General features: G+C 55.4%; 13 protein-coding genes. 6 read left to right on the top strand and 7 right to left on the bottom strand.

Annotation, left to right across the window (positions count from 1 at the left end; translation table 11 throughout):
• Positions 1–7 precede the first annotated feature (7 nt).
• The 4 genes from AAIG26_RS14060 to AAIG26_RS14045 form a co-directional block, all read right to left on the bottom strand.
• Positions 8–3,709, bottom strand: a complete 3,702-nt coding sequence (locus AAIG26_RS14060) for a cellulose synthase subunit BcsC-related outer membrane protein (protein ID WP_343180785.1) — start codon at positions 3,707–3,709, stop codon at positions 8–10.
• Positions 3,706–6,024 carry a cellulose biosynthesis cyclic di-GMP-binding regulatory protein BcsB gene (locus tag AAIG26_RS14055; RefSeq protein ID WP_343180784.1) on the bottom strand — a complete coding sequence of 773 codons (2,319 nt, stop codon included), beginning with the start codon at positions 6,022–6,024 and terminating at the stop codon, positions 3,706–3,708. The genes AAIG26_RS14060 and AAIG26_RS14055 overlap by 4 nt, the downstream gene beginning before the upstream one ends.
• A complete protein-coding gene (gene bcsA, locus AAIG26_RS14050; RefSeq protein WP_343180782.1) occupies positions 6,014–8,131 on the bottom strand; it encodes a UDP-forming cellulose synthase catalytic subunit in 2,118 nt (705 codons plus the stop codon). The genes AAIG26_RS14055 and bcsA overlap by 11 nt, the downstream gene beginning before the upstream one ends.
• A gap of 190 nt (positions 8,132–8,321) precedes the next feature.
• Positions 8,322–8,714, bottom strand: a complete 393-nt coding sequence (locus AAIG26_RS14045) for a hypothetical protein (protein WP_343180781.1) — start codon at positions 8,712–8,714, stop codon at positions 8,322–8,324.
• Positions 8,715–9,283: 569 nt separating this feature from the next.
• Here AAIG26_RS14045 and AAIG26_RS14040 point away from each other — a divergent pair.
• Positions 9,284–10,927, top strand: a complete 1,644-nt coding sequence (locus AAIG26_RS14040) for an EAL domain-containing protein (RefSeq protein ID WP_020455085.1) — start codon at positions 9,284–9,286, stop codon at positions 10,925–10,927.
• 118 nt (positions 10,928–11,045) lie between these two features.
• Here AAIG26_RS14040 and AAIG26_RS14035 read toward each other — a convergent pair whose 3' ends face one another.
• The gene (locus AAIG26_RS14035) at positions 11,046–11,171 is read right to left on the bottom strand and encodes a hypothetical protein (protein WP_343180779.1); all 126 of its coding nucleotides are present in this window, start codon (positions 11,169–11,171) and stop codon (positions 11,046–11,048) included.
• A gap of 636 nt (positions 11,172–11,807) precedes the next feature.
• On the opposite strand from AAIG26_RS14035, the gene AAIG26_RS14030 reads away from it, so the two are divergent.
• Entirely contained in the window at positions 11,808–13,136 is a 1,329-nt protein-coding gene (locus tag AAIG26_RS14030; protein ID WP_020455083.1) for a diguanylate cyclase, read from the top strand.
• Between the two features lie 20 nt (positions 13,137–13,156).
• Here the strand turns inward: AAIG26_RS14030 and AAIG26_RS14025 are convergent, their stop codons facing one another.
• Both AAIG26_RS14025 and AAIG26_RS14020 read right to left on the bottom strand, forming a co-directional pair.
• Entirely contained in the window at positions 13,157–14,299 is a 1,143-nt protein-coding gene (locus AAIG26_RS14025) for a PLP-dependent aspartate aminotransferase family protein (protein WP_269231818.1), read from the bottom strand.
• A gap of 10 nt (positions 14,300–14,309) precedes the next feature.
• Complete coding sequence (locus AAIG26_RS14020) at positions 14,310–15,680, bottom strand: cystathionine beta-synthase (protein ID WP_343180775.1); 1,371 nt, start codon at positions 15,678–15,680, stop codon at positions 14,310–14,312.
• Positions 15,681–16,075: 395 nt separating this feature from the next.
• Between AAIG26_RS14020 and AAIG26_RS14015 the strand changes: the two genes are divergently transcribed.
• The 4 genes from AAIG26_RS14015 to AAIG26_RS14000 all read left to right on the top strand — a co-directional run bounded on the left by AAIG26_RS14015 (position 16,076) and on the right by AAIG26_RS14000 (position 19,929).
• A complete protein-coding gene (locus AAIG26_RS14015; protein ID WP_045512519.1) occupies positions 16,076–17,098 on the top strand; it encodes an ATP-binding cassette domain-containing protein in 1,023 nt (340 codons plus the stop codon).
• Complete coding sequence (locus AAIG26_RS14010; protein WP_343180773.1) at positions 17,091–17,759, top strand: methionine ABC transporter permease; 669 nt, start codon at positions 17,091–17,093, stop codon at positions 17,757–17,759. The genes AAIG26_RS14015 and AAIG26_RS14010 overlap by 8 nt, the downstream gene beginning before the upstream one ends.
• Positions 17,760–17,777: 18 nt before the next feature.
• The gene (locus AAIG26_RS14005; protein ID WP_025263848.1) at positions 17,778–18,590 is read left to right on the top strand and encodes a MetQ/NlpA family ABC transporter substrate-binding protein; all 813 of its coding nucleotides are present in this window, start codon (positions 17,778–17,780) and stop codon (positions 18,588–18,590) included.
• Between the two features lie 157 nt (positions 18,591–18,747).
• Complete coding sequence (locus tag AAIG26_RS14000) at positions 18,748–19,929, top strand: acetyl-CoA C-acetyltransferase (protein WP_343180772.1); 1,182 nt, start codon at positions 18,748–18,750, stop codon at positions 19,927–19,929.
• The last annotated feature ends 399 nt before the right edge of the window (positions 19,930–20,328 follow it).

Here is a 20,328-nt window from a genome sequence, read left to right as displayed (position 1 = left end):
CCACGGGTTATTTATCTTGATCGACGTAATATTTGAAATAAAACAACGCTTTACCTTCGTTATAACTGCCGAAGGTGTCATAGCCTAAGTTCGCACCCAGAGCCAGGTTGTCGCTGAGGTGGTAGCGCGCATCCACGCCCAACGTGTAGCCAATGCCGTTTTTCGAGGTGGCTTTGTAAACCGCATCCACATCGTCATCGTCGCTGGCGTAGCTGTTTAACTGCGACTGCAGGCTGCTGTGGCCGGGGAAATAGTCGCTCTTACTCTGTTTGTAGGACTGGTAGCCCACTGCGCCGTTGAGTGTCAGATCCCAGTCATTAAGATGGCGCGTCAGCGTGACCGGCAGCGAAACCGCCATAAAATCCTGCGGGCTGAAATAACCGCCCTGGCCGAGCGTGTAGTAACTGAGGTTACGGTCAAAGTTCATGTAGTTGACGTTAACCCCGACTTTCAGCTCGCTGTCGGCGGTTTTCCACGGCCGCAAATAGCTGCCCGCCTGCGCGCTTACCGCGTGGTTGGTCGGTACGTTGGTGCCAACATAGGTGTCGAAACCTAATTTGCTGTAAAGCCCGATTAACTCGTTATCCCAGGCGAATTGTGCCGACACGCCGTTACGGGTGATGCCACCCCAACTCTCACCGGTGCTCTTATCCTTCACGCCGACATAAGAGAGCAGGCTGTCGGTCACCGCCCGGCGTTCTGCTTTCAGGTTCAGCGAGCTGTTTTGCGTCAGTTTCGGGTTCCATTCCACACCGCCCACCAGCCGGGTAAACTCGCCGCCGGTCGGCGTGCTGCCTATATCCAGCTTATAGTTGTCGCCGCTCATGCTGAGGCTGGCGGCAACGCCGTTCGCCTGCTGGCTGCCTTGCGAAGTGGCATTCGTCGCGCTGGTGGTGGTTGAAGTGCTTGCCGCCGCTTGCGCCAGTTTTTCCGCATGCTCCAGCGCCCCGGAACCAAAGCGGTTCGCCGCTTCGCCAGACATCTCCCCGGCATTGAGTGACACCGGCGTGATATTCAGGTTCAGGCGCGTGGCGTCGCCGATGGCACCGGAGAGGATCATCGGCGCCTGCACTTCATCCAGCGCGCCAAGGCCGGACTCGCCATTACGGCTACGCAGCGAGACGCCCGCGCTGGTCCACGTGGCGCTCTTTTCCTGTAAATCGCGCATCATGCTGTTGATGCCGCTCATTGCCGTTAACTGCGCCTGGCGCGTCGGCGAGGGCAGGGACATCACGGCGCTGAGTTCGTCGTTGTCGTTCTCATCCCCCTGTTGCAGACGCCACTGGGCGGTGCGCAGCAGCGACATGGCACGCTGGTTTTCACCATTAGCGGCGGCGACACGCGCCGCCAACAGCATGTAATCGGCATCCTGGCTTGGCTCAAGCGTAGAGAACGCCCGCCGCGCCGCATCGTTATCGCCACGCGCCAGCGCCAGGTTTACCAGCCCGGTCAGCGCCTGTTTATCGCGCGGGGATTTGCGCAGCACGTACTGGTAGATCTCGGTGGCTTTGTCGTCCATGTGGTCGGCCTGGTAAATGCGTCCCACCGCCAGCAGCAGATCCGTATTGGTCGGGGTGCGTTGCAGTTCCGGCATGAGCAGATTCCACGCTTTGCCAATTTGCCCTTTTTCCCGCAGGCGGTCGGCGCGGGCGATCAGGCTGCCGGTGCGGATATCGTTCATCTCCTGCTGGCTGGTGCCGTTTTGCAGCGCCGGGGCGTTGAGAATACTCTCCGCTTCGGCGAACTGACCGGCCTGATTGAGCACGCGGATCTGCCCGGCGTAATCGATCACCGAGCCGTGCAGCCCCTGCGCCTGGTTTTCCCGCACTAATTGCAGTGCGCCGCTGCTGTCACCGCTTTGCATTAACAGTTCTGCCAGACGGCCAACATCGACCGGGGTTTGCGGCGGGTTACGCTGCAACGCCAGCAGCGAGTTGCGCGCGGCGGCGGCATTGCCGAGCCGTAAATAGTTACGGGCAATATCCAGTTGTTGGTTGGTCTGCACGCGCGTGCTGAGCGCTGTCATATCGGCGCTGTAGCTGCTGCGGGGTACGCGGGCGAGCAGGCTTTGCGCGCGTGACCAGTCGTTCTCTTCGGCGGCGAAAACCGCGGCGGCATACAGCGCTTCTTTGCTGGTATTACTGCGCGTGGTAACGGCGGTCATTACCGTCGCGGCTTGCTGTTTCTGTCCGGCTTTGCGTAAAGCGCGCGCATAGTCGAGTTGCAGCCAGACGTTTTGCGGATATTTACCGGACGCCGCCTGTAAAATTTGTATCGCGCGTGAGCTGTTGCCCGCCTCCAGTGCTGACTGCGCGGCTTTGCGTTCGCCGTCGCCGTTATCGCCAACAGCGGCAAAGCGGGTGCGCAGGCTGGCGGGCAGGGTACGCAGCATGGCGTCCGCTTCGCTTTGCTTGTTTTGCTGCTTTAACACCCACCACAGGCCGGTACGGATATCGGTGTTTTGTGGACGTTCAGCCAGCAGCTTGCGATAAATCTCTTCCGCTTGCGGCAATTTTCCCTGGCGGCGCAGGATGTCGGCGCGCAGCATCTCCGCCGCCAGTTGTTGGCTGTCGTCGTGAGTGTTGCTGCCTTCAAGGCTTGCCAGCGCTTGATCGTAGCTGCCTTTCTGGCTCAGGCTGCGCGCCTGGCCGAGCGCACCGTAAAAGCGAGCGTTATCGGCATCTTTCGCCCACTGCTCGTTGTTCGGGTTAGTGGTGTCCTCCTGGGCGGCGCGGCGCAGAAATTTTTCCGCATCGCTGAAATTATTCTGTCGCAGCGCGACGTAACCCATCCCGGCCAGCGCGTTGCCGTTATTGGCGCGGGTTTGCAGCGCTTCGGCAAACTTATCTTTCGCACCGCCTAAGTCGCCGCTGTTTAACGCGTCGAACCCGGCTTTGGTGGCATCGCCTTCCACGCTTTTGCGGTAGTGATCCATCGGCGCGCTATCGTCCGGGTGGCGCTGCGCATACGCGGTGTAGGCCGGGAGATCGCCCACTTTGGCATCGAGCCACAGCAGCGCTTGTTGCAGCGCTTTGTCGGCGTTTTTATCGTCCGGCGCAAGGCGGCTCAACTGTGCGATCCCTTCCCGGCGCGTTGGCTCCTGGTAGGTGAGCGCCATCGCCAGCGCCTGTCTGGTCGGCACATCATCCGGCATCACGCTGGCGCGCTGGCGCATCGCGGCAACCGCTTCTGACCAGCTGGCGCTGTCGCCTGCCATCGTCTGGTAATACTCCAGCGCCACATCATCCGGCGGCGGGTTGCCGTTAAACAGTGCGCGCCAGGCGGCGATCGCCTCTTTAATCTGCCCACGGCTTGCCAGCTGGCGGGCCGCAGTGAGCTTATCCTGCGGGATACTACGCAGCGTGCTGGCGCTGTTCAGCGCGTTGAGGCGCGGATCTTGCGGTGAAAGTTCGGCGATTTTTTTCCGCCAGATTTCCGACTGCTGAACATTGCCTTGCTGCAACGAGTAGAGCGCCAGCAGATACATGGCGTCGATATTTTTGTCATCCGCCGCCAGCACTTTTTGCAGCGCGTCGATAGCCATTTCGTCGTGGGCTTTGCTGTGCCAGTAACTGGCCTGCGCCAGCAGTTTTTTCACCGCCGTGTCATTGGCGTTCGCATCCGTGCTTTCCGTCGCTGCCGCCGGATGACAAGCTCCCAGCAGGCAGAGCAGATAAAAGGCGTGCGTCAGTGGTTTACGCGTATTCATTTCTTCGTCTTATCCTGCAAGCGTTGGTGGGCATGGCGCTGTAACGCGTTAAACAACATCGGGCCGGTGACGGCGGCAATCAGGCAGGTAAGGGCAACCAGCCAGAAGATATGCTCGCTGGCAAACCACAAAATTTTCATATAGCCCGGCAGGTTGCCGCTGGTGAACTGCTCGCCCACGCGCCAGCTTCGCACGTCTCCCGCATTGGTGATGGCGGTGAAGTCCCCGCCGGCATTGGCGAGAAATGCCGGTTTGCTCATGTCCGCTGGCAGTAAGGCCAGTTGCTGGTTGTCCGTGCCGGTGGCAATGACCACGACGCGTTGTGCGTTCCACGGCGAGCGCAGGCTCAGCAGGCCACGCCACTGGTTGGTATCAAGCAGGTATTCGGCGGCGTCCATGTCTGTGCGTGGCTGGTCGCCGCTCAGCAGAGACAGCACCCGGTTGACCACGCTGGCGGTCATTACTTCGAGCGTGTTTTCGTTGAGCGTAAAAGCACTGCTTTGCAGCAGGGGCGTGAGCAGTTCACGGTTGCTCAGGCTGCCAATCGCCAGAATGTCGCTGTCAGCAAGCTGCGCTTGTGCCTCTTCCTGCCCCGGCATGCCGGTGTACAGGTGCAGATAATTGACGCTTACGCCGGTATCGCGCCCGGCTTGCGCCATCAGATTTAGCAGCAACGCAATATCCTCGGCGGACGGGCGTGCCGGCATCAGCACCGTGGTATGCGCCAGGTCGGCATGGCGAGTGAACGGGAACATGGCGCTGCTAAACCAGGCCAGATTGGGCAGCTTGCCAAAGTGCCAGGCGCGGCTGAAATCGAGCGTCGAATCACCGTCAATGCGGCTTTGAATGTTCTCATCCGCCAGCGCGTTACACGGGGCATTTTTCTGCGCCTGCAAGCCAAACCAGAAGCCAAGCTGGTTGTTGCCGAGGAGCGCCCGTGGGTCAATGTTCACCACCGCGCTTTGCTGGCGGTGCGACAGACCGAATGTCGCCAGCACAGGCGCCAGCAATCCCTCTTTACTTACCGGCAGGCGTTTGAGGAACTCACCGTTCAGGCTGACATTGAGGAACGATGCCTGATCGTCGATCCAGTTTTTCTGCGCAAAGCTGTAGTTCAGGTGCAGGGGAACGGCAGAACCGTCCCATAAGAACAGATCCGGCGCGGTGCGAAACGGCAACTGATTCTCGCCGTGCCAGACGCCGTGCGCCACCAGCGCGCCTTCATCGCTGAGCAAAGAGCGTATGGCCACCGGACGTTCGGTATTGATCCAGCGCGGAGCATCCCAGGCCGCGCGTTGCGCCACTTTCAGGGGCGGCACATCCAGCGTGTCGTTGTCCGGCAGCCCCGGTATGTTCAGCCGCCAGGCGGCCTGGCGCAGTTGCATGTCGTTATGACCGCTTACGATCAACAGCTTGTATGCCGGGTTTTGCGGGTTGTCGATAACCTGCAATGCCGCGCCGTTGCTCTGCGGAATGGTAACGCCTCCGATGGTCTGGCCGGGTTTGCCAATCAGGATGCCATTGCCCGCAGGCAGGGTGTCGTACTGCACCTCAAAGCGGCTGGGTTTGCCATTACTCAATGCGCCAAACTGCGAGGCGACAATTGCCGACGCGGTGAGTACATCCGCATCCGGCGAGGCCGGATAAGCAATGCTAATCGTCTGGTCTTTGGTCTGCTTCACATCGAAGAACGGGCGCGGGAATGTGCCGAGGGTTTTGCGCACGTTCAGCCATAATCCCTGGTAATTCAACGACGATTCCGGCTGTAACGTCACGTTGTAACCGGCGGGCAGCGCGCGCTGGCAGCTCCAGACGTTATTGATAATGTCGTCACCGGTTTTTAGCTGGAAGCTGAGATTGTTGCTGGACGCAATCATCGACGCGGGTACATCAAGGCTCCAGGCTCCTTTATCCTGCTGCAACTGATCGAGCGGAATCGCGCCGAGCGGCTGGCCGTTGAGCATCAGTTGCAGATTTTCACCGCTCACATCGCTGCGGTTAACCTGCACATTCAAATTGATATGCGCGTTGGTTACCACCAGATCGCCCGGCAGGTTGAACGACACGCCGTTTTGTAACTGCTGGCCGCTGAGGGTTAAACCGCCGGTTGCGCCCATATCGCCAAAGCTGAGCGTGCTGGCAATATCCTGGTTGCTGCTGCCCGCAACGGGTGCAGGTTGCGGCTGCGGTTTTGCGCCTTGCAGCGTGACCGGCAGCGGTAATTCCGGCAGCGCGTCGTTCTGGGCCGTAAAGGCGCAGATCGGGCTGAAGCCGCCCACCAGTAAGGCGGTCAAAGTGAAGGGGTTAAAGCGCATTGTTAACCTCTTCCTGTTTTTTCGCCACGGCGGACATCTGGCTATTAAAGCCATTCACGGTTTTTTTGCGGCCGAAGAACAGCTCATACACGCACTGCAAAATCCCCATAAACGACACCAGCGGGCGGTCTGGCGCATGCGGCGGGCGATACCAGGCATCGGCGCGGGAGAGCACCACGCGCACCAGCTTACGGCGTTCGCTCAGCGCCACGGTATCGAACTCAAGACGGAGATCGCCCACGCCAGTCCCGGCGGCGCGAATCGGCACATGGGCGATTTCACCGCCCAGCCCCAGCTCGATTTGTACCGGGGTTTTGTGGCTCATATCTTCGCCTTTCACCAGCGCCACGCGCGCACCACCCATCGAGATGTCAAAGGTGCGGGTCTGCATTTTTGAACCGTCAGAGAACAGCACCGTGACCGGCAAGCGGGCGTAAATACGGATGGTTTTGCGGATCTGCTTGGTCTCTTTCGCCACTGCAATAGAGGCCAGTAAAATAATGGTACTGAACGTGCCCCAGGCGATGTTGAACAGGATCACGCGCGGATCGATACCGGCGTAATCATGCATAAAGTAGCGTACGCCAACCCAGATCATGCTGCCCACCATCAGCAGGGTGGTGATGATCAAGGGGCGTACCGTGTGGGCATCGAAGTAATCGCGGTCGGTCAGGTCGCCTTTATCGGTGACGTTGAACTTGCCCAGACGCGGTGAAATCAGGCTGAGTAGCGTCGGCAGAATCAGGTGGTACGCCATCACCGTTTCATAAATTTCGCCCCAGAACGCGTAGCGGTAGCGCCCGGTAATACGCGAGCTGACCATTGTCGACAGCACCAGATGTGGCAATACATAGGCGAAAATCAGCGTTGCCGACGACGAAATAATGTTCAGATTGAACAACATAAACACCAACGGCGAGGTCAGGAACACCACACGCGGCAGGCCATACTGGAAGTGCAGCATGGCGTTGAGATAGCAGATGCGCTGCGTCAGCTTCAGACCGCGCCCTAAGAGCGGGTTGTCGATACGGAAAATCTGCGTCATGCCGCGCGCCCAGCGAATACGCTGGTTAACGTGCAGCGCCAGACGTTCGGTTGCCAGTCCCGCCGCCAGCGGAATATCCAGAAACGCGGTGTTCCAGCCGCGACGCTGTAATTTCAGCGCGGTGTGCGCATCTTCGGTCACGGTTTCCACGGCAAAGCCGCCAACTTCATTGAGCGCGCTACGGCGGATCACTGCGCAGGAGCCGCAGAAGAACGTGGCGTTCCAGTTGTCATTGCCCTGCTGCACCGGGCCGTAGAACAACGCCCCTTCGTGCGGAACGCGCTTTGCCGCCGTCAGGTTGCGCTCAAACGGATCGAGCGAATAGAAGTGGTGCGGCGTCTGGATCAGCGCCAGTTTATCGTCACGGAAAAACTCGCCAATCGTGGCTTGCAGGAACACGCGCGTTGCCACGTGGTCGCAGTCGAACACGCAGATAAGTTCGCCGTGGGTGATGGTCATCGCGTGGTTGAGATTACCGGCTTTCGCGTGGCTGTTATCCGGGCGGGTAATATACCCAACGCCCGCTTCAGCGGCGAAATCACGGAATTCGTCGCGCTTTCCATCGTCAAGAATATACACCTTCACTTTATCTTGCGGATATTCGATACACTGCGCTGCCAGAACCGTATCGCGAACAACTTCAAGGCTTTCATTATAAGAGGGGACATAAATATCGACGGTCGGCCAGATTGATTTATCTGCCGGTAAAGGCGCAATCGGGCGTTCTAATGGCCACGCCATTTGAATATAACCCAGCAGTAAAATCGTCCACGAGTAAATTTCTGCGGCAAACAGTAAACTGCCGAGCAGTATTTCAACCGTTGAATCAAAATGCAGCGTTGTTGTGGCGCGCCACCAAATATAACGTGTCGACATCAATACGGAGAGGGAAAGCATTGCCAGTACGGCTTTTTTGCTTTTTACTCTTCCCAGAATAAATACCACTGCCATCACGCTAAGGCCAAAAAGGTATTGTTTATCGCTGCTCATGGGAGTAATCACTACCAGCAGCGATAATAAAAGCAGTATCAGCGTGAAAATAATTCCGATGATTTTTTTCATGTTGTTATCATCTTGCACAGAAAAGAATAAAGGCATACCGGCGCGACAATGTCTTCCGGTTACCAGTTAAAATTCGTGACGAGACGGGTTTATCCGGTCAGTTAAAAATCGTTACTGTTTACCGGGCCGCAGGCCAAGAAAAATCGTGCGTTATTATTACCAGGTGAAGATTTTACATGGCAGAGCGATATTATTTGCCAATAACGGAAAATAACATATCCAGCCGAACTGGATTGCGCTCGCGAACGTCCACCTCCGCCGGGCGGTGAAGGGCGGCCACGCTCTGCAGAATACCGTTAGCCGGTGTGCTAAAGGCGTCAGGCGCGGGGACCGGTACCGGTTTATTTTTAGGCCAGGAAAGGGTGTTAGCCGGGATGTCCACAGGTGCGCTGGCCTGGTTAGCCTCCTTGTGGCTCGCCGGCGTTGTTGCAAGCGCGGCGGCCTGCATATCGTCTTTGACCCCGGATGTGGCTGCTGTTGTGGTTACTGCTTGCATTGTTGCACCATCTTCATCACTCATTTCCTGGAAAGAAACACCGGACATCTTCAGTTTTTCAGCCAAAGAACCTAAATCATCATACATAGTATTTGCCTGACTCCGATGTGTTGAATATGCGCTAATATAAGCACGTGGTGGTTGTTTTCTCTTTTATTCGCGAACAAAGCTTACGCGTTAAAACGGACGGGGTGTCGTTAATATTAATTTCCGCATTCCGCTTTAAATGAGAATTTCCTTATATACTGTCGGTGGCGGTCAGTTAAGGTCAAGTGACGTTATCGATAAATGGCCAGACACTTATTAAATGCATCTATGAATGCAACGTTTATTTATTGCTGTGCATCGCGTCGGAGCCGCTAAGTACGCGGGATGGCGAGGGGAAAGAGGTAAATATTATCGCTGTGCGTTACGTCAGTATTTTTATTGATAAGCACGTATAATTAAAATCTCCATAATTAATCCATAATTCTTCATTTTTTGATCGTTTTTAATTGATCGGCATTTGCTGCGGTTTCTTTAACGATAAATAACTGTTTATTTATTGAGGTTCTCTATAAATGATATGGCCAGCATAATATTACGGCTGGGTGATATTGAACCTGTTATTACTTTCAATTAGGATGTTGCCGAACTCTTCTTTAAGAAAAAAGATTATGCATTCTGAAAATGATATTTTCGGCTCTGAGAATATGCTTGCCGCACTCGAAAATGTTCACGATGCTGTCGTACTGCTGGACAGTACGGAAACCGTGTTTTTCTTTAATCGCGCGGCAGAGAAATTATGGGGCTACCCACGTATTTCAGTGCTGGGCTGCAAAGCCTCGACCATTCCGTTATTTGGCGCGCTGGATATGCTGCCCGGCGAAATGGAAAGTGAACGCGCGCTGACGGTGATTTCGTCTACCGGGGAAGAAACCTCGCTGGCGGCGACCATCAGTTATGAAGGTGCAAGAGGCGACCGTGCGCCTTGCCGCGTTGTGGTACATATCGATCAGGAGCGCGTGACTAAGCTTTCCACGTTTGATCGTTTAACCGGGCTGCCCAATCGCAGCGCGCTGCATCACTATATTGATCAGATGATCGCAGGCGACATTCATCAGCGTGCTGCGTTTTTCTTTCTCGATCTCGACCATTTTAAAGATGTGAACGATGCGCTTGGTTACGCCGCCGGGGACAACGTGCTGGTGGCGATAGCGCAGCGTCTGCTGAGTGAATTTTCACGTCAGGGCTTTGTCAGCCACGCCGATAGCGACGCCTTTGTGCTGGTGATCCCGGACTGTGATTACACGCGTGCCACCAGCATTGCGCAGAAGATCCAGGCCCTGTTCCGTATGCCGTTCAATGTCGCCGATCTGGCGCTGAATGTGACGGTCAGTACCGGCATCAGCGTCTACCCGGATCACGGCGCCTCGCGCGATGGCCTGCTTAAACATGCCAACCACGCCTCGCATCTGGCGAAAGCGGCGGCCTCCGGCGGCTATCTGTTTTTCAGCCCGGAGATGAACCAGGTCGATCAGGAACGTTTAAAACTGGCGGCGGCGTTAAAGCTCGCTATCGCCAGTAACCTGCTGCATTTGCACTATCAACCGCAAATATGGCTGAAGAATGGCGAGCTTTATGGGGTTGAGGCGCTGGCGCGCTGGACAGATCCGGTTCTTGGCGATATTCCCCCCGGAAAATTTATCGCCCTGGCCGAGGAGACCGGTGAGATTGAAGCCATTGGTCGCTGGACACTCCATGAAGCTTGCCGCCAGATGGCGGAGTGGCGCAGCAACGGTATTCACGTGCCGGTGGTGTCGGTAAATCTTTCACCCATTAACTTCTATAACAGTAGCCTGCCGCACTATATCAACTATCTGTTGCGCCAGTACCGGATCCCGGCCAGCAGCCTGACCATTGAGATCACCGAAGGGGTGATGATGGATAAGCGCCCGGAAACGATGGAAGTGATTTGCGCGGTACGCGAGCTGGGCGTTGGCCTGTCGATGGATGATTTCGGCACCGGTTTCTCCTGTCTGTCACGCCTGGCGCACCTGCCTATGACCGAGCTGAAAATCGATCAAAGTTTTATGCGCGATCTCAGCGAAGGCAGCAAAATGAAAGCCATTGCCACCACGGTGGTGAAAATCGGCCAAAGCCTGCACCAGACGGTGGTAGCCGAAGGGGTGGAGACCGAACAGCAGCGTAATCAGCTACGGGATTTGCAGTGCGATATCGCTCAAGGATATCTCTATTCCCGGGCGTTAAATGCCTCGGCGTTGGCAGGGTGGTTACAAAGCCGACATGCAGCGCAATAATAAAAGAAGTGAGTTTGCAAGGTAGCAGCAGTGGCCCAGGCCCGCAAGGAGTGCGAGCCGGAATATATCCCCCGTTATCGGGGGATTATTTTATTGTTTTAATAGCCATCTCGCCGATTCAGCTAAAAAACTTCAATACCAGCAGAAATAAGCAAAAGAATAACATTCCCCACGACATCTGGCGGTGCGCCTGGTGCGCCGGGTTGACGCTGGTGGTTTTATTTTTGCGGTTATCACTATTCATTGTTTTTATAACCCTGAACTAATAACAAATCCGCGCCAGGCCTTGCGGCGCGGCGGGCGTGATGAGTAAAGCGTTGTGGCTGTACCGCCAAAGTAAATGCGGTAACGTTATTTTTATTTTATAGATAGCATTAATTAATTCGTCTTTATATATCGCTATTATCTTGCGTGATAAATATCGATGGCGATAATCGGTGAAGAGAAAATATATTAACCGGAAAATTTAAAAAATCCAGGAGTAATTTTCCTTAAGGTAAATTAATTGCTTTAAATAGATACGATCTATAATTTCTTATTGTAATTAAGGTGACGATAAATAAATCGCAGGTTCTGGCCACGTTGCCGAGAGATAAAAAAATAAGCCGCATGAAAAAGTCTGACGAAATCGTGTACAGTGTGGCTATTATTACTTCTGGTGATTGAAAACAGGGTAAGCAGGCGCAAAACCGACATCTCCGAAGCAGAGATGTTGCAGAAAAAAACGCCCAAAGTAAGTATGAATCTTATTCACTTTCATTGGGTTAAGGCGCAGCTTAGCAAAACAGATAGATATATTTTTGTGGTGAATATTTCTTGCCTTCACCACGCTGACCAGGCAAGTTGTTGCGCGCATAGCGGGCCATGCGGAACAGAAACCATGAATAATGACAAAAAACGGCTGGATCACCGGGAAGAAGATGCCAAACATCTCTTCGAATTGCTGCACAACAATTCTGACTGGGTGTGGGAAGTCGACGCGCAGGGACGTTATACGTGGTCTTCCGACGTCGTAACGGAATTGCTCGGCGTACCGCCTGACCAGGTGATTGGCAAAACCCCTTTTGATTTTATGCCGCCGGGCGAAGCGGAACGCGTGGCGGGCGCGTTTGGTGCCATTGTGGCGGAGAAGCGCGCGTTTTCTGGCCTGGTCAACCGCAATCAACGCGCCGATGGCAGCATTGTGGTGCTGGAAACCAGCGGCATCCCGCTGTTTGATGAGCAGGGTGAGCTGCGCGGTTATCGCGGTATCGATCGCAATATCTCCAACCTCGGTGAACGGGTGCTGCAACTGGAGACCATTTACGAAACCACGCCGGTGGCGCTGTGTATGATTGACCGCCACGGGCGTCTGGTGATGTCCAACAAGGCGATGGCGAAATTGCTGGGTGAGGCGCTGGAAACAGAGGATCACTTTCAGCGTTTGATGCCTGATTACTGGCCCTTTTTCCTGACGGATTTCGCGCTGGCGGATAAGGGCGAGGCGTTGCCGTCACGCGAGTTGGGCTGGCGCGATCGCTGTTACGATATTCAGGCGGTACCGGTACATGACGCCATGGATATGGTGGTGGGGCTGTCGGTCACGTGGGTCGATATCACCGAACGTCGCCAGGCAGAGCACAAGCTCGCCAGCGCGAATAAAGTGTTACAACAGTACGCGCAACACGATCATCTGACCGGGTTGTTTAACCGGCGCTATATGGATGAGTGTCTGCTGAGCGAGATTTCCCGCGCTTTGCAGGAGGATTTCCCGCTGTCGGTCTGTCTGGCGGATATCGACTATTTCAAAAACTATAACGATACCCAGGGGCATCAGGCCGGGGACGATTGCCTGCGCCTGGTTGCCCGCACGCTCACCTCGTCACCCTTGCGCAGCGGCGATAACGTCAGCCGTTACGGTGGCGAAGAGTTTCTGATTATCCTGCCGGGAACCAACCTGATGCAGGCGATGAATGTCGCCGAAGATGTGCGCAGCAATATCAACGCGCTTAGCGTACCGCACGCGGCCAGCCCGACCGGTTTTTTGACCATCAGTATCGGCGTGGCGACACTGCAAACGGGGCAAGTGCATTTTGAAGATAAACCGTTGCATATGATTGCCAGCGGTCTTATTCACCGGGCCGATACGGCGCTGTATGCCGCGAAAAAACAGGGCCGCAACCAGGTAGTATCGGCGTGGGACAACCCGTTAACATCGCAGGGAGCCTGATGGCTCCCCGATTTATGTGCTTACGCCAGCGCGTTTTTCCAGTCAGCAATCAGATCCTGTTCATCTTCGATGCCCACCGACAGGCGGATCAACTGCGGTGTGATGCCGTTTGCCAGGCGCTGTTCAAGCGGAATTGACGCGTGAGTCATGCTAAACGGCTGGCTGACCAGGCTCTCGACACCGCCGAGGCTTTCCGCCAGCGTAAACAGTTTTAACTTATTGATAATCTCTGTCGCCCGCGCGTCATCACCTTTGATGACCACCGAAATCATGCCGCCCGGCAGCGCCATCTGTTTGCGCGCCAGCTGATACTGCGGGTGCGATTCCAGCCACGGGAACCACACTTTCTCCACCTGCGGCTGTTGTTCCAGCCAGCGGGCGAGCGCCAGCGCGTTGCTGCTGTGGCGCTCCACGCGCAGGGAAAGCGTACGAATGCCGCGCAAGGTGAGGAAACTACTGAACGGATCGAGCACCCCGCCGACGGCATTTTGCAGATAACCGAGTTTTTCGGCCAGCGCCGGGTTATCGCCGACCACGGCCAAACCGGCCACCACATCCGAGTGCCCGTTCAGGTATTTCGTGGCCGAATGCACCACGATATCAAACCCTAACTCCAGCGGGCGATGGATAACCGGCGATGCGAAGGTGTTATCCGCCACGCTGAGAATATTGTGACGTTTGGCGATGGCGGCAATCGCCGCCAGATCCGCCAGCTTCAGTAACGGGTTGGTTGGCGTTTCCACCCAGATCATCCGTGTGTCGGGGCGAATGGCAGCTTCGAGGCCTGCGAGATCGTCCGGTTTTACCCAGCTCACCTGTAATCCGGCGCTGCGGCGGCGTACATTTTCAATCAGGCGATAGGTGCCGCCGTACACATCATCAATCGCCACCAGATGGCTGTCTTTATCCAGCAGTTCCAGCACCGTGGAGATGCTGGCGAGGCCCGAAGCAAACGCGTAACCGCGCGTGCCGCCTTCCAGTTCGGCAATCGCCGTTTCCAGCGCGTGGCGCGTCGGGTTGCCGCTGCGCGAATATTCGTAGCCGGTGTGTTGGCCCGGCGCAGGCTGTGCGAAAGTGGAGGTGGCGTAAATCGGCGGCATCACCGCGCCGTGTTGGTCGTTGAATGCGCCGCTGTGGACGCTCTGCGTTGCCAGTGTTTTCATTTTATTTCCCTTATTGTTCAAGACGGTTGCGCCAGGTGGTCAGCACATCGCTGCGGGTTATCAGGCCAACAAAGTGGCCGTTGTCGGCGATCACCGCGACCAGGCCGCGATCAAAAATGGCGTACAGCGCGCTTTCCGGCGCGTGTTTATCGAGGATTTCCACGTTGCGGGTCATCGCCGCTTTTACCGGCAACGCGAAACGCGCACTGTCACCGCGCACGTGGCTTATCAGATCCCATTCGTCAACAATCCCCACCACCTGACCGTTTTCCAGCACCGGCAGTTGCGAGATATCGTACAGACGCATGCGCGCCAGCACGGCGGCGAGGCTATCCTCTGGCGCAGCGGTGACGGTGGCCCCTTCGTCGTGGCGCAGGGCGATAAAATCCGTGAGATCGCCGTTAGAAGGGCGCGTGAGCAACCCTTGCTGGCGCATCCAGTCATCGTTAAACATCTTCGACAGATATTTGTTGCCGCTATCGCAGGCGAACGTCACCACGCGTTTCGGCGCGGTTTGCGCCTGGCAGTAACGCAGGGCGGCGCTGAGCAGCGTCCCGGTGGACGATCCCGCCAGGATGCCTTCCTGTTGCAGCAGTTCTCTGGCGGTGGCGAAGGCTTCGCGATCGGTAATACGAAAGGCTTTGCGCACACCGTCAATGTGCGCCAGCGGTGGAATAAAATCTTCGCCAATGCCTTCAACCAGCCAGGAACCTGGCGTGCTGTAACGACCATGTTCCACCTGATCGGCGAGGATCGAGCCGGCCGGATCGGCCAGCACAAATTCGGTGTGCGGCGAGTGTTTAGCAAACCAGGCTTGCAGTCCGCCAAGCGTGCCGCCGGAACCCACGCCAACGACGATGGTATCGATTTTGCCGTCCAGTTGTTCAAAGAGTTCCGGCGCGGTTGTCGACGCGTGCGCCAGCGGGTTGGCGTCGTTATTGAACTGGTCGATGTAAAACGCGCCCGGCGTCTCTTGCGCCAGGCGGCGCGCGTAATCCTGATAGTAAGCCGGATGGCCTTTGTTCACGTCTGAGCGGGTGAGCACCACTTTCGCGCCCAGTGCGCGCAGGTGGAAAATCTTCTCGCGGCTCATTTTGTCCGGCACCACCAGCACCAGTGAATAACCCTTTTGCGCAGCGATCAGCGCCAGTCCCAGTCCGGTGTTACCGGCGGTGGCTTCAATAATCGTCCCGCCGGGTGCGAGCAAACCGAGGCGTTCGGCTTCGTTAATCATCGACAGCGCGACCCGGTCTTTAATCGAACCGCCAGGGTTCTGGTTTTCCAGCTTGAGAAATAATTCGCATGGCCCGCTCGGCAGTTTATGTAACTGCAACAGCGGTGTTTGACCGATCAATTCGGTTACAGAATGGAAGACTGACATTGTAGATTCACCCGTTAACATTCGTGATGAGCGGATGATAGGTCTGTCATTTTGCCTGTTTAAATAACCTTTATTCGGCGTTTAGAGCGATTGGAAATATAAACCGCTGTTTAGCCATCAGGACGGCGAGCCATACAGTCGTCCGGATGGATTGATTGCCAGAAAAGCGGGTTTTAGCGCTGATTTCAGGCACTTTTCCTCTTCTCTCCATCGCAGTTATGCAATTTCCGGCAATGCAATGCGAAATAAAGTCTTATCGTCGAAACCCCTGTTCCATCGCTGTTAGCGTGTTTAGTTATAAGTAATGTCTATTTGGTTATTTGAATTATCACTGCGGCTGATTATTATCTTCTGGACATCCATACTGCTAAACCGCCAAACGGAAACACCAACGAATGATCGTCCTCAGGAATATCTCCAAGATTTTCGACCAGGGAAAGGCATCGATTACCGCCGTCGACAGCGTCAATCTGACGGTTGAGCAGGGGCAGATTTACGGCATTATTGGCTACAGCGGCGCCGGGAAAAGTACGCTGATTCGCTTGCTGAACGGTCTGGAAAAACCCACCTCCGGCAGCGTTGTGATTAATGGTCAGGACATTGCCGCCGCGCGCGGGGAAACGTTGCGCCAGGCGCGGCTGAAGATCAGCATGGTCTTTCAGCACTTCAATTTATTGTGGTCGCGCACGGTGAGCGAAAACATTGCGTTTTCGATGCAAATTGCCGGTGCGCCAAAAGCGCAGATTAATGCCCGCGTGGCGGAACTGATTGAGCTGGTGGGGCTGAAAGGGCGCGAAAAGGCTTACCCGTCGCAGCTTAGCGGCGGGCAGAAACAGCGTGTTGGCATTGCCCGCGCGCTGGCGAATAACCCGGATGTGCTGCTGTGCGATGAAGCCACCTCGGCGCTGGATCCGCAAACCACCGATCAGATCCTCGATTTGCTGCTCGATATTAACCGCCGTTTCAAACTGACCATTGTGTTGATCACCCATGAAATGCATGTGGTGCGCAAGATTTGCGACCGCGTGGCGGTGATGGAGAACGGCAAAGTGGTGGAAGAGGGCGATGTGCTGAGCGTCTTTACCCATCCGCAGCAGCCGATCACCAAACAGTTTGTGCGCCAGGTGAGCCAGTATAAAGAAGAAGAGGCGTTCAACCCGGAGCTGAACAGCGATCTGGACGGTACGGTGATCAAGCTGACCTTTACCGGCCACAGCACGCACCAGCCGATCGTCGGCGAACTGACGCTGCGCTATGGTCTGCCGTTTAACATTTTGCACGGCAAGATGTCGCAAACCGCGCACGGCGTATTTGGACAATTATGGGTGAACGTGAAGGCGACCCCGGAACAACTGAACAATATCCTTGCAGACCTGAGCAAGACGGATATTGAAAGCGAGGTCGTGACGCATGGCTGAATCCCTCTTTCCGCACCTGAAATGGGCGCAACTCTGGGCGGCGACGCAAGAGACACTGTATATGACAGCGCTGTCGGGCGCGGCGACTTTTGTACTGGGGATCGTGCTCGGTCTGGCGCTGTTTCTCACCGCGCGCGGCGGCCTGTTCCAGAATCGCACGTTGTACAGCGTGATTTCGATTGTGGTGAACGTCTTCCGTTCTATTCCGTTCATCATTTTGATTGTGCTGCTGATCCCGTTTACCAAAACCCTCGTTGGCACCATTCTTGGCGCGAACGCCGCGCTGCCTGCGCTAATCGTTGGTGCCGCGCCGTTTTATGCGCGCCTGGTCGAGATTGCGCTGCGCGAAGTGGATAAAGGGGTGATTGAGGCGACGCGTTCGATGGGCGCGCGGTTGAGCACACTGTTATTTCGGGTGTTACTGCCCGAGTCATCTCCAGCGCTGGTGTCCGGGATTACCGTGACGCTGATTGCGCTGGTGAGCTACAGCGCCATGGCCGGAGTTATCGGCGCTGGCGGGTTGGGCAATCTTGCTTATCTGGAAGGATTCCAGCGGAACCATAACGACGTCACGCTGGTGGCGACGGTGACCATTCTTATCATCGTCTTCATCATCCAGTTCTGCGGCGACGTGATTACTTCTCTGTTAGATAAACGATAATTATTGGAAACCAACATCATGAAAAAAACACTGACACTGATTGCCGCAGCCACCCTCAGCGTGCTGAGCTTCTCCTCCTGGGCCGATACGCTGACCGTTGGCGCGTCAAACGTGCCGCACGCCGAAATCCTTGAGCAGGCGAAACCGATTCTGGCAAAACAGGGGATTGATCTGGAAATTAAACCGTTCCAGGATTACATCCTGCCGAACACGGCGCTGGCCAGCCGTGAACTGGATGCCAACTACTTCCAGCACATTCCGTACCTGAATAGCGTTATCAAAGATCACGCGGGCGACAAAACCTATGATTTTGTCAGCGCAGGCGCTATCCATATTGAGCCGATTGGCATTTACTCCAAAAAATACAAATCGCTGAAAGATCTGCCGCAGGGCGGCAAAATCATCATGCGTGATGCGGTGTCTGAAGAGGGGCGCATTCTCTCTATTTTCGAAAAAGAGGGCGTCATCAAGCTGAAACCGGGCATCGACAAAGTGACGGCGCGTATTGATGACATCGTTGATAACCCGAAAAAACTGCAGTTCCTGCCGAACGTCGAAGCAGCGCTGCTGCCGCAGATGTACAACAATGATGAAGGCGATGCGGTGGTGATCAACGCCAACTATGCGATTGATGCCGGTCTGGATCCAGTTCACGATCCGATCGCGGTGGAAAGCGGTGAAAACAACCCGTATGCCAATATCATCACCGTACACCGTGGCGACGAGAAGAAAAAAGATATCGTGGCGCTGGTGAACGTGCTGCACTCCAAAGAGATTCAGGACTGGATCCGCACCAAATATAAAGGCGCGGTGATCCCGGTTAACAACTGATTTTCCCCTTCTGCGCGGCCTTGCTGGCCGCGCAACTTGCCGCTGCTTTCCCGCCTCTGACTTTCGCTGTGACTAATCTCACCAATTTTAAACAATTGAGTTAATACTTGTTAACAATGCACTACTATTGCCGGGTTGAACAACTGCGGGGGTAGAGATGAAAGATGTCGTGATAGTCGGCGCGGTTCGCACGCCTATCGGCTGTTTTCAGGGCGCATTGTCACGCCTCTCTGCCGTTGAGTTGGGCAGCCAGGTGGTGCGCGCATTGATTGAGCGTAGCGGCGTGCAGCCACAAGATATCGACGAAGTGATTTTAGGCCAGGTGCTGACAGCAGGCGCCGGGCAAAACCCTGCGCGGCAGTCGGCGATCAAAGGCGGCCTGCCGAATACGGTTTCGGCAATCACCATTAATGACGTCTGCGGCTCCGGGCTGAAAGCCCTGCACCTGGCCTCTCAGGCGATCCAGTGCGGTGAAGCCGATGTGGTGATCGCCGGTGGGCAGGAGAATATGAGCCGTGCGCCGCATGTACTGACCGATAGCCGCACCGGCGCGCAGCTCGGCAACAGCCAGCTTATTGATAGCCTGGTGCATGACGGGTTGTGGGACGCCTTCAACGATTATCATATGGGCGTAACGGCGGAAAACCTGGCGCGTGAATATGGCATCAGCCGTGAACGCCAGGATGAATGGGCGTTAAGCTCGCAGCATAAAGCGCGTGTCGCTATCGATTCCGGGCGTTTTCGCGATGAAATTGTGCCGGTAAGTGCGTTGGATGCAGCAGGCCAGACGCAGATTATCGATACTGATGAACAACCGCGTACCGACCCCAGCGCGGAAGCGCTGGCGAAACTCGCCCCCGCTTTTGAACAAAGCGGCTCCGTCACCGCCGGTAACGCCTCGCCGATCAATGACGGTGCGGCGGCGGTGCTGGTAATGAGCGAAGCAAAAGCGCAGGAACTGAATTTACCGGTGCTGGCGCGCATCCGCGCGTTTGCCAGTGTCGGCGTCGACCCGGCGTTAATGGGCATTGCGCCGGTTTATGCCATGCGCCGCTGCCTTGAGCGCGCGGGCTGGCAGCTCGATGATGTCGATCTGATTGAAGCGAACGAAGCCTATGCGGCGCAGGCGCTGTCGGTCGGTAAAATCCTTGAATGGGATGAGAAGCGGGTGAATGTCAATGGCGGGGCGATAGCGCTGGGCCACCCGATTGGCGCTTCCGGCTGTCGTATTCTGGTTTCGCTGGTGCATGAAATGCAAAAACGACAGGCCCGTAAAGGACTGGCAACCTTATGCATCGGCGGTGGCCAGGGCGTGGCGCTGGCAATCGAACGCGATTAATCTGACTTTAAGTTAAATAAAACCTTCCCGCTGGAAGGTTTTATTATTTTTGGCACCCATTACCGCTCGCGTTTCAATTTAATTAAAACTTCCACCTTTCCAACCAATAATTTTCCTGGCTTATTCAAAATCACTTCTTCAGCGCTGATTATTAATATCGTACCCTGCGTGACCATTATGTCTGCAAGCGATAAGCGTGCTTATTATTAATGATTTTGTTTTGTAGGTATCTGTTTTATTTTATGTTTTTAATTTGTATTTGAATTTGTAAGTTAACAGTTAATAGAAAATCGGTGTGATCTTTATCATATTAATTCGCCGTTTTCGGGAAAATATATTGATATTCATCACGCCGTTATACATAGTTCCGTTCCATACAAATATTTACGATCGCGATCA

This window comes from Kosakonia sp. PSU_27 (genome assembly GCF_039409795.1).
GTDB lineage: Bacteria > Pseudomonadota > Gammaproteobacteria > Enterobacterales > Enterobacteriaceae > Kosakonia.
The sequence above is the reverse complement of the archived record's forward strand: the minus strand, read 5'-3'. Positions and strand labels throughout refer to the sequence as shown.

Coding starts and splice junctions, on each gene's coding strand:
- AAIG26_RS14055 (WP_343180784.1), bottom strand. CDS start 6,024: ATGCGCTTTAACCCCTTCACTTTGACCGCCTTACTGGTGGGCGGCTTC.
- AAIG26_RS14010 (WP_343180773.1), top strand. CDS start 17,091: ATGGCTGAATCCCTCTTTCCGCACCTGAAATGGGCGCAACTCTGGGCG.
- AAIG26_RS14025 (WP_269231818.1), bottom strand. CDS start 14,299: ATGAAAACACTGGCAACGCAGAGCGTCCACAGCGGCGCATTCAACGAC.
- AAIG26_RS14060 (WP_343180785.1), bottom strand. CDS start 3,709: ATGAATACGCGTAAACCACTGACGCACGCCTTTTATCTGCTCTGCCTG.
- AAIG26_RS14030 (WP_020455083.1), top strand. CDS start 11,808: ATGAATAATGACAAAAAACGGCTGGATCACCGGGAAGAAGATGCCAAA.
- AAIG26_RS14035 (WP_343180779.1), bottom strand. CDS start 11,171: ATGAATAGTGATAACCGCAAAAATAAAACCACCAGCGTCAACCCGGCG.
- AAIG26_RS14005 (WP_025263848.1), top strand. CDS start 17,778: ATGAAAAAAACACTGACACTGATTGCCGCAGCCACCCTCAGCGTGCTG.
- AAIG26_RS14020 (WP_343180775.1), bottom strand. CDS start 15,680: ATGTCAGTCTTCCATTCTGTAACCGAATTGATCGGTCAAACACCGCTG.
- AAIG26_RS14045 (WP_343180781.1), bottom strand. CDS start 8,714: ATGTATGATGATTTAGGTTCTTTGGCTGAAAAACTGAAGATGTCCGGT.
- AAIG26_RS14015 (WP_045512519.1), top strand. CDS start 16,076: ATGATCGTCCTCAGGAATATCTCCAAGATTTTCGACCAGGGAAAGGCA.
- bcsA (WP_343180782.1), bottom strand. CDS start 8,131: ATGAAAAAAATCATCGGAATTATTTTCACGCTGATACTGCTTTTATTA.
- AAIG26_RS14040 (WP_020455085.1), top strand. CDS start 9,284: ATGCATTCTGAAAATGATATTTTCGGCTCTGAGAATATGCTTGCCGCA.
- AAIG26_RS14000 (WP_343180772.1), top strand. CDS start 18,748: ATGAAAGATGTCGTGATAGTCGGCGCGGTTCGCACGCCTATCGGCTGT.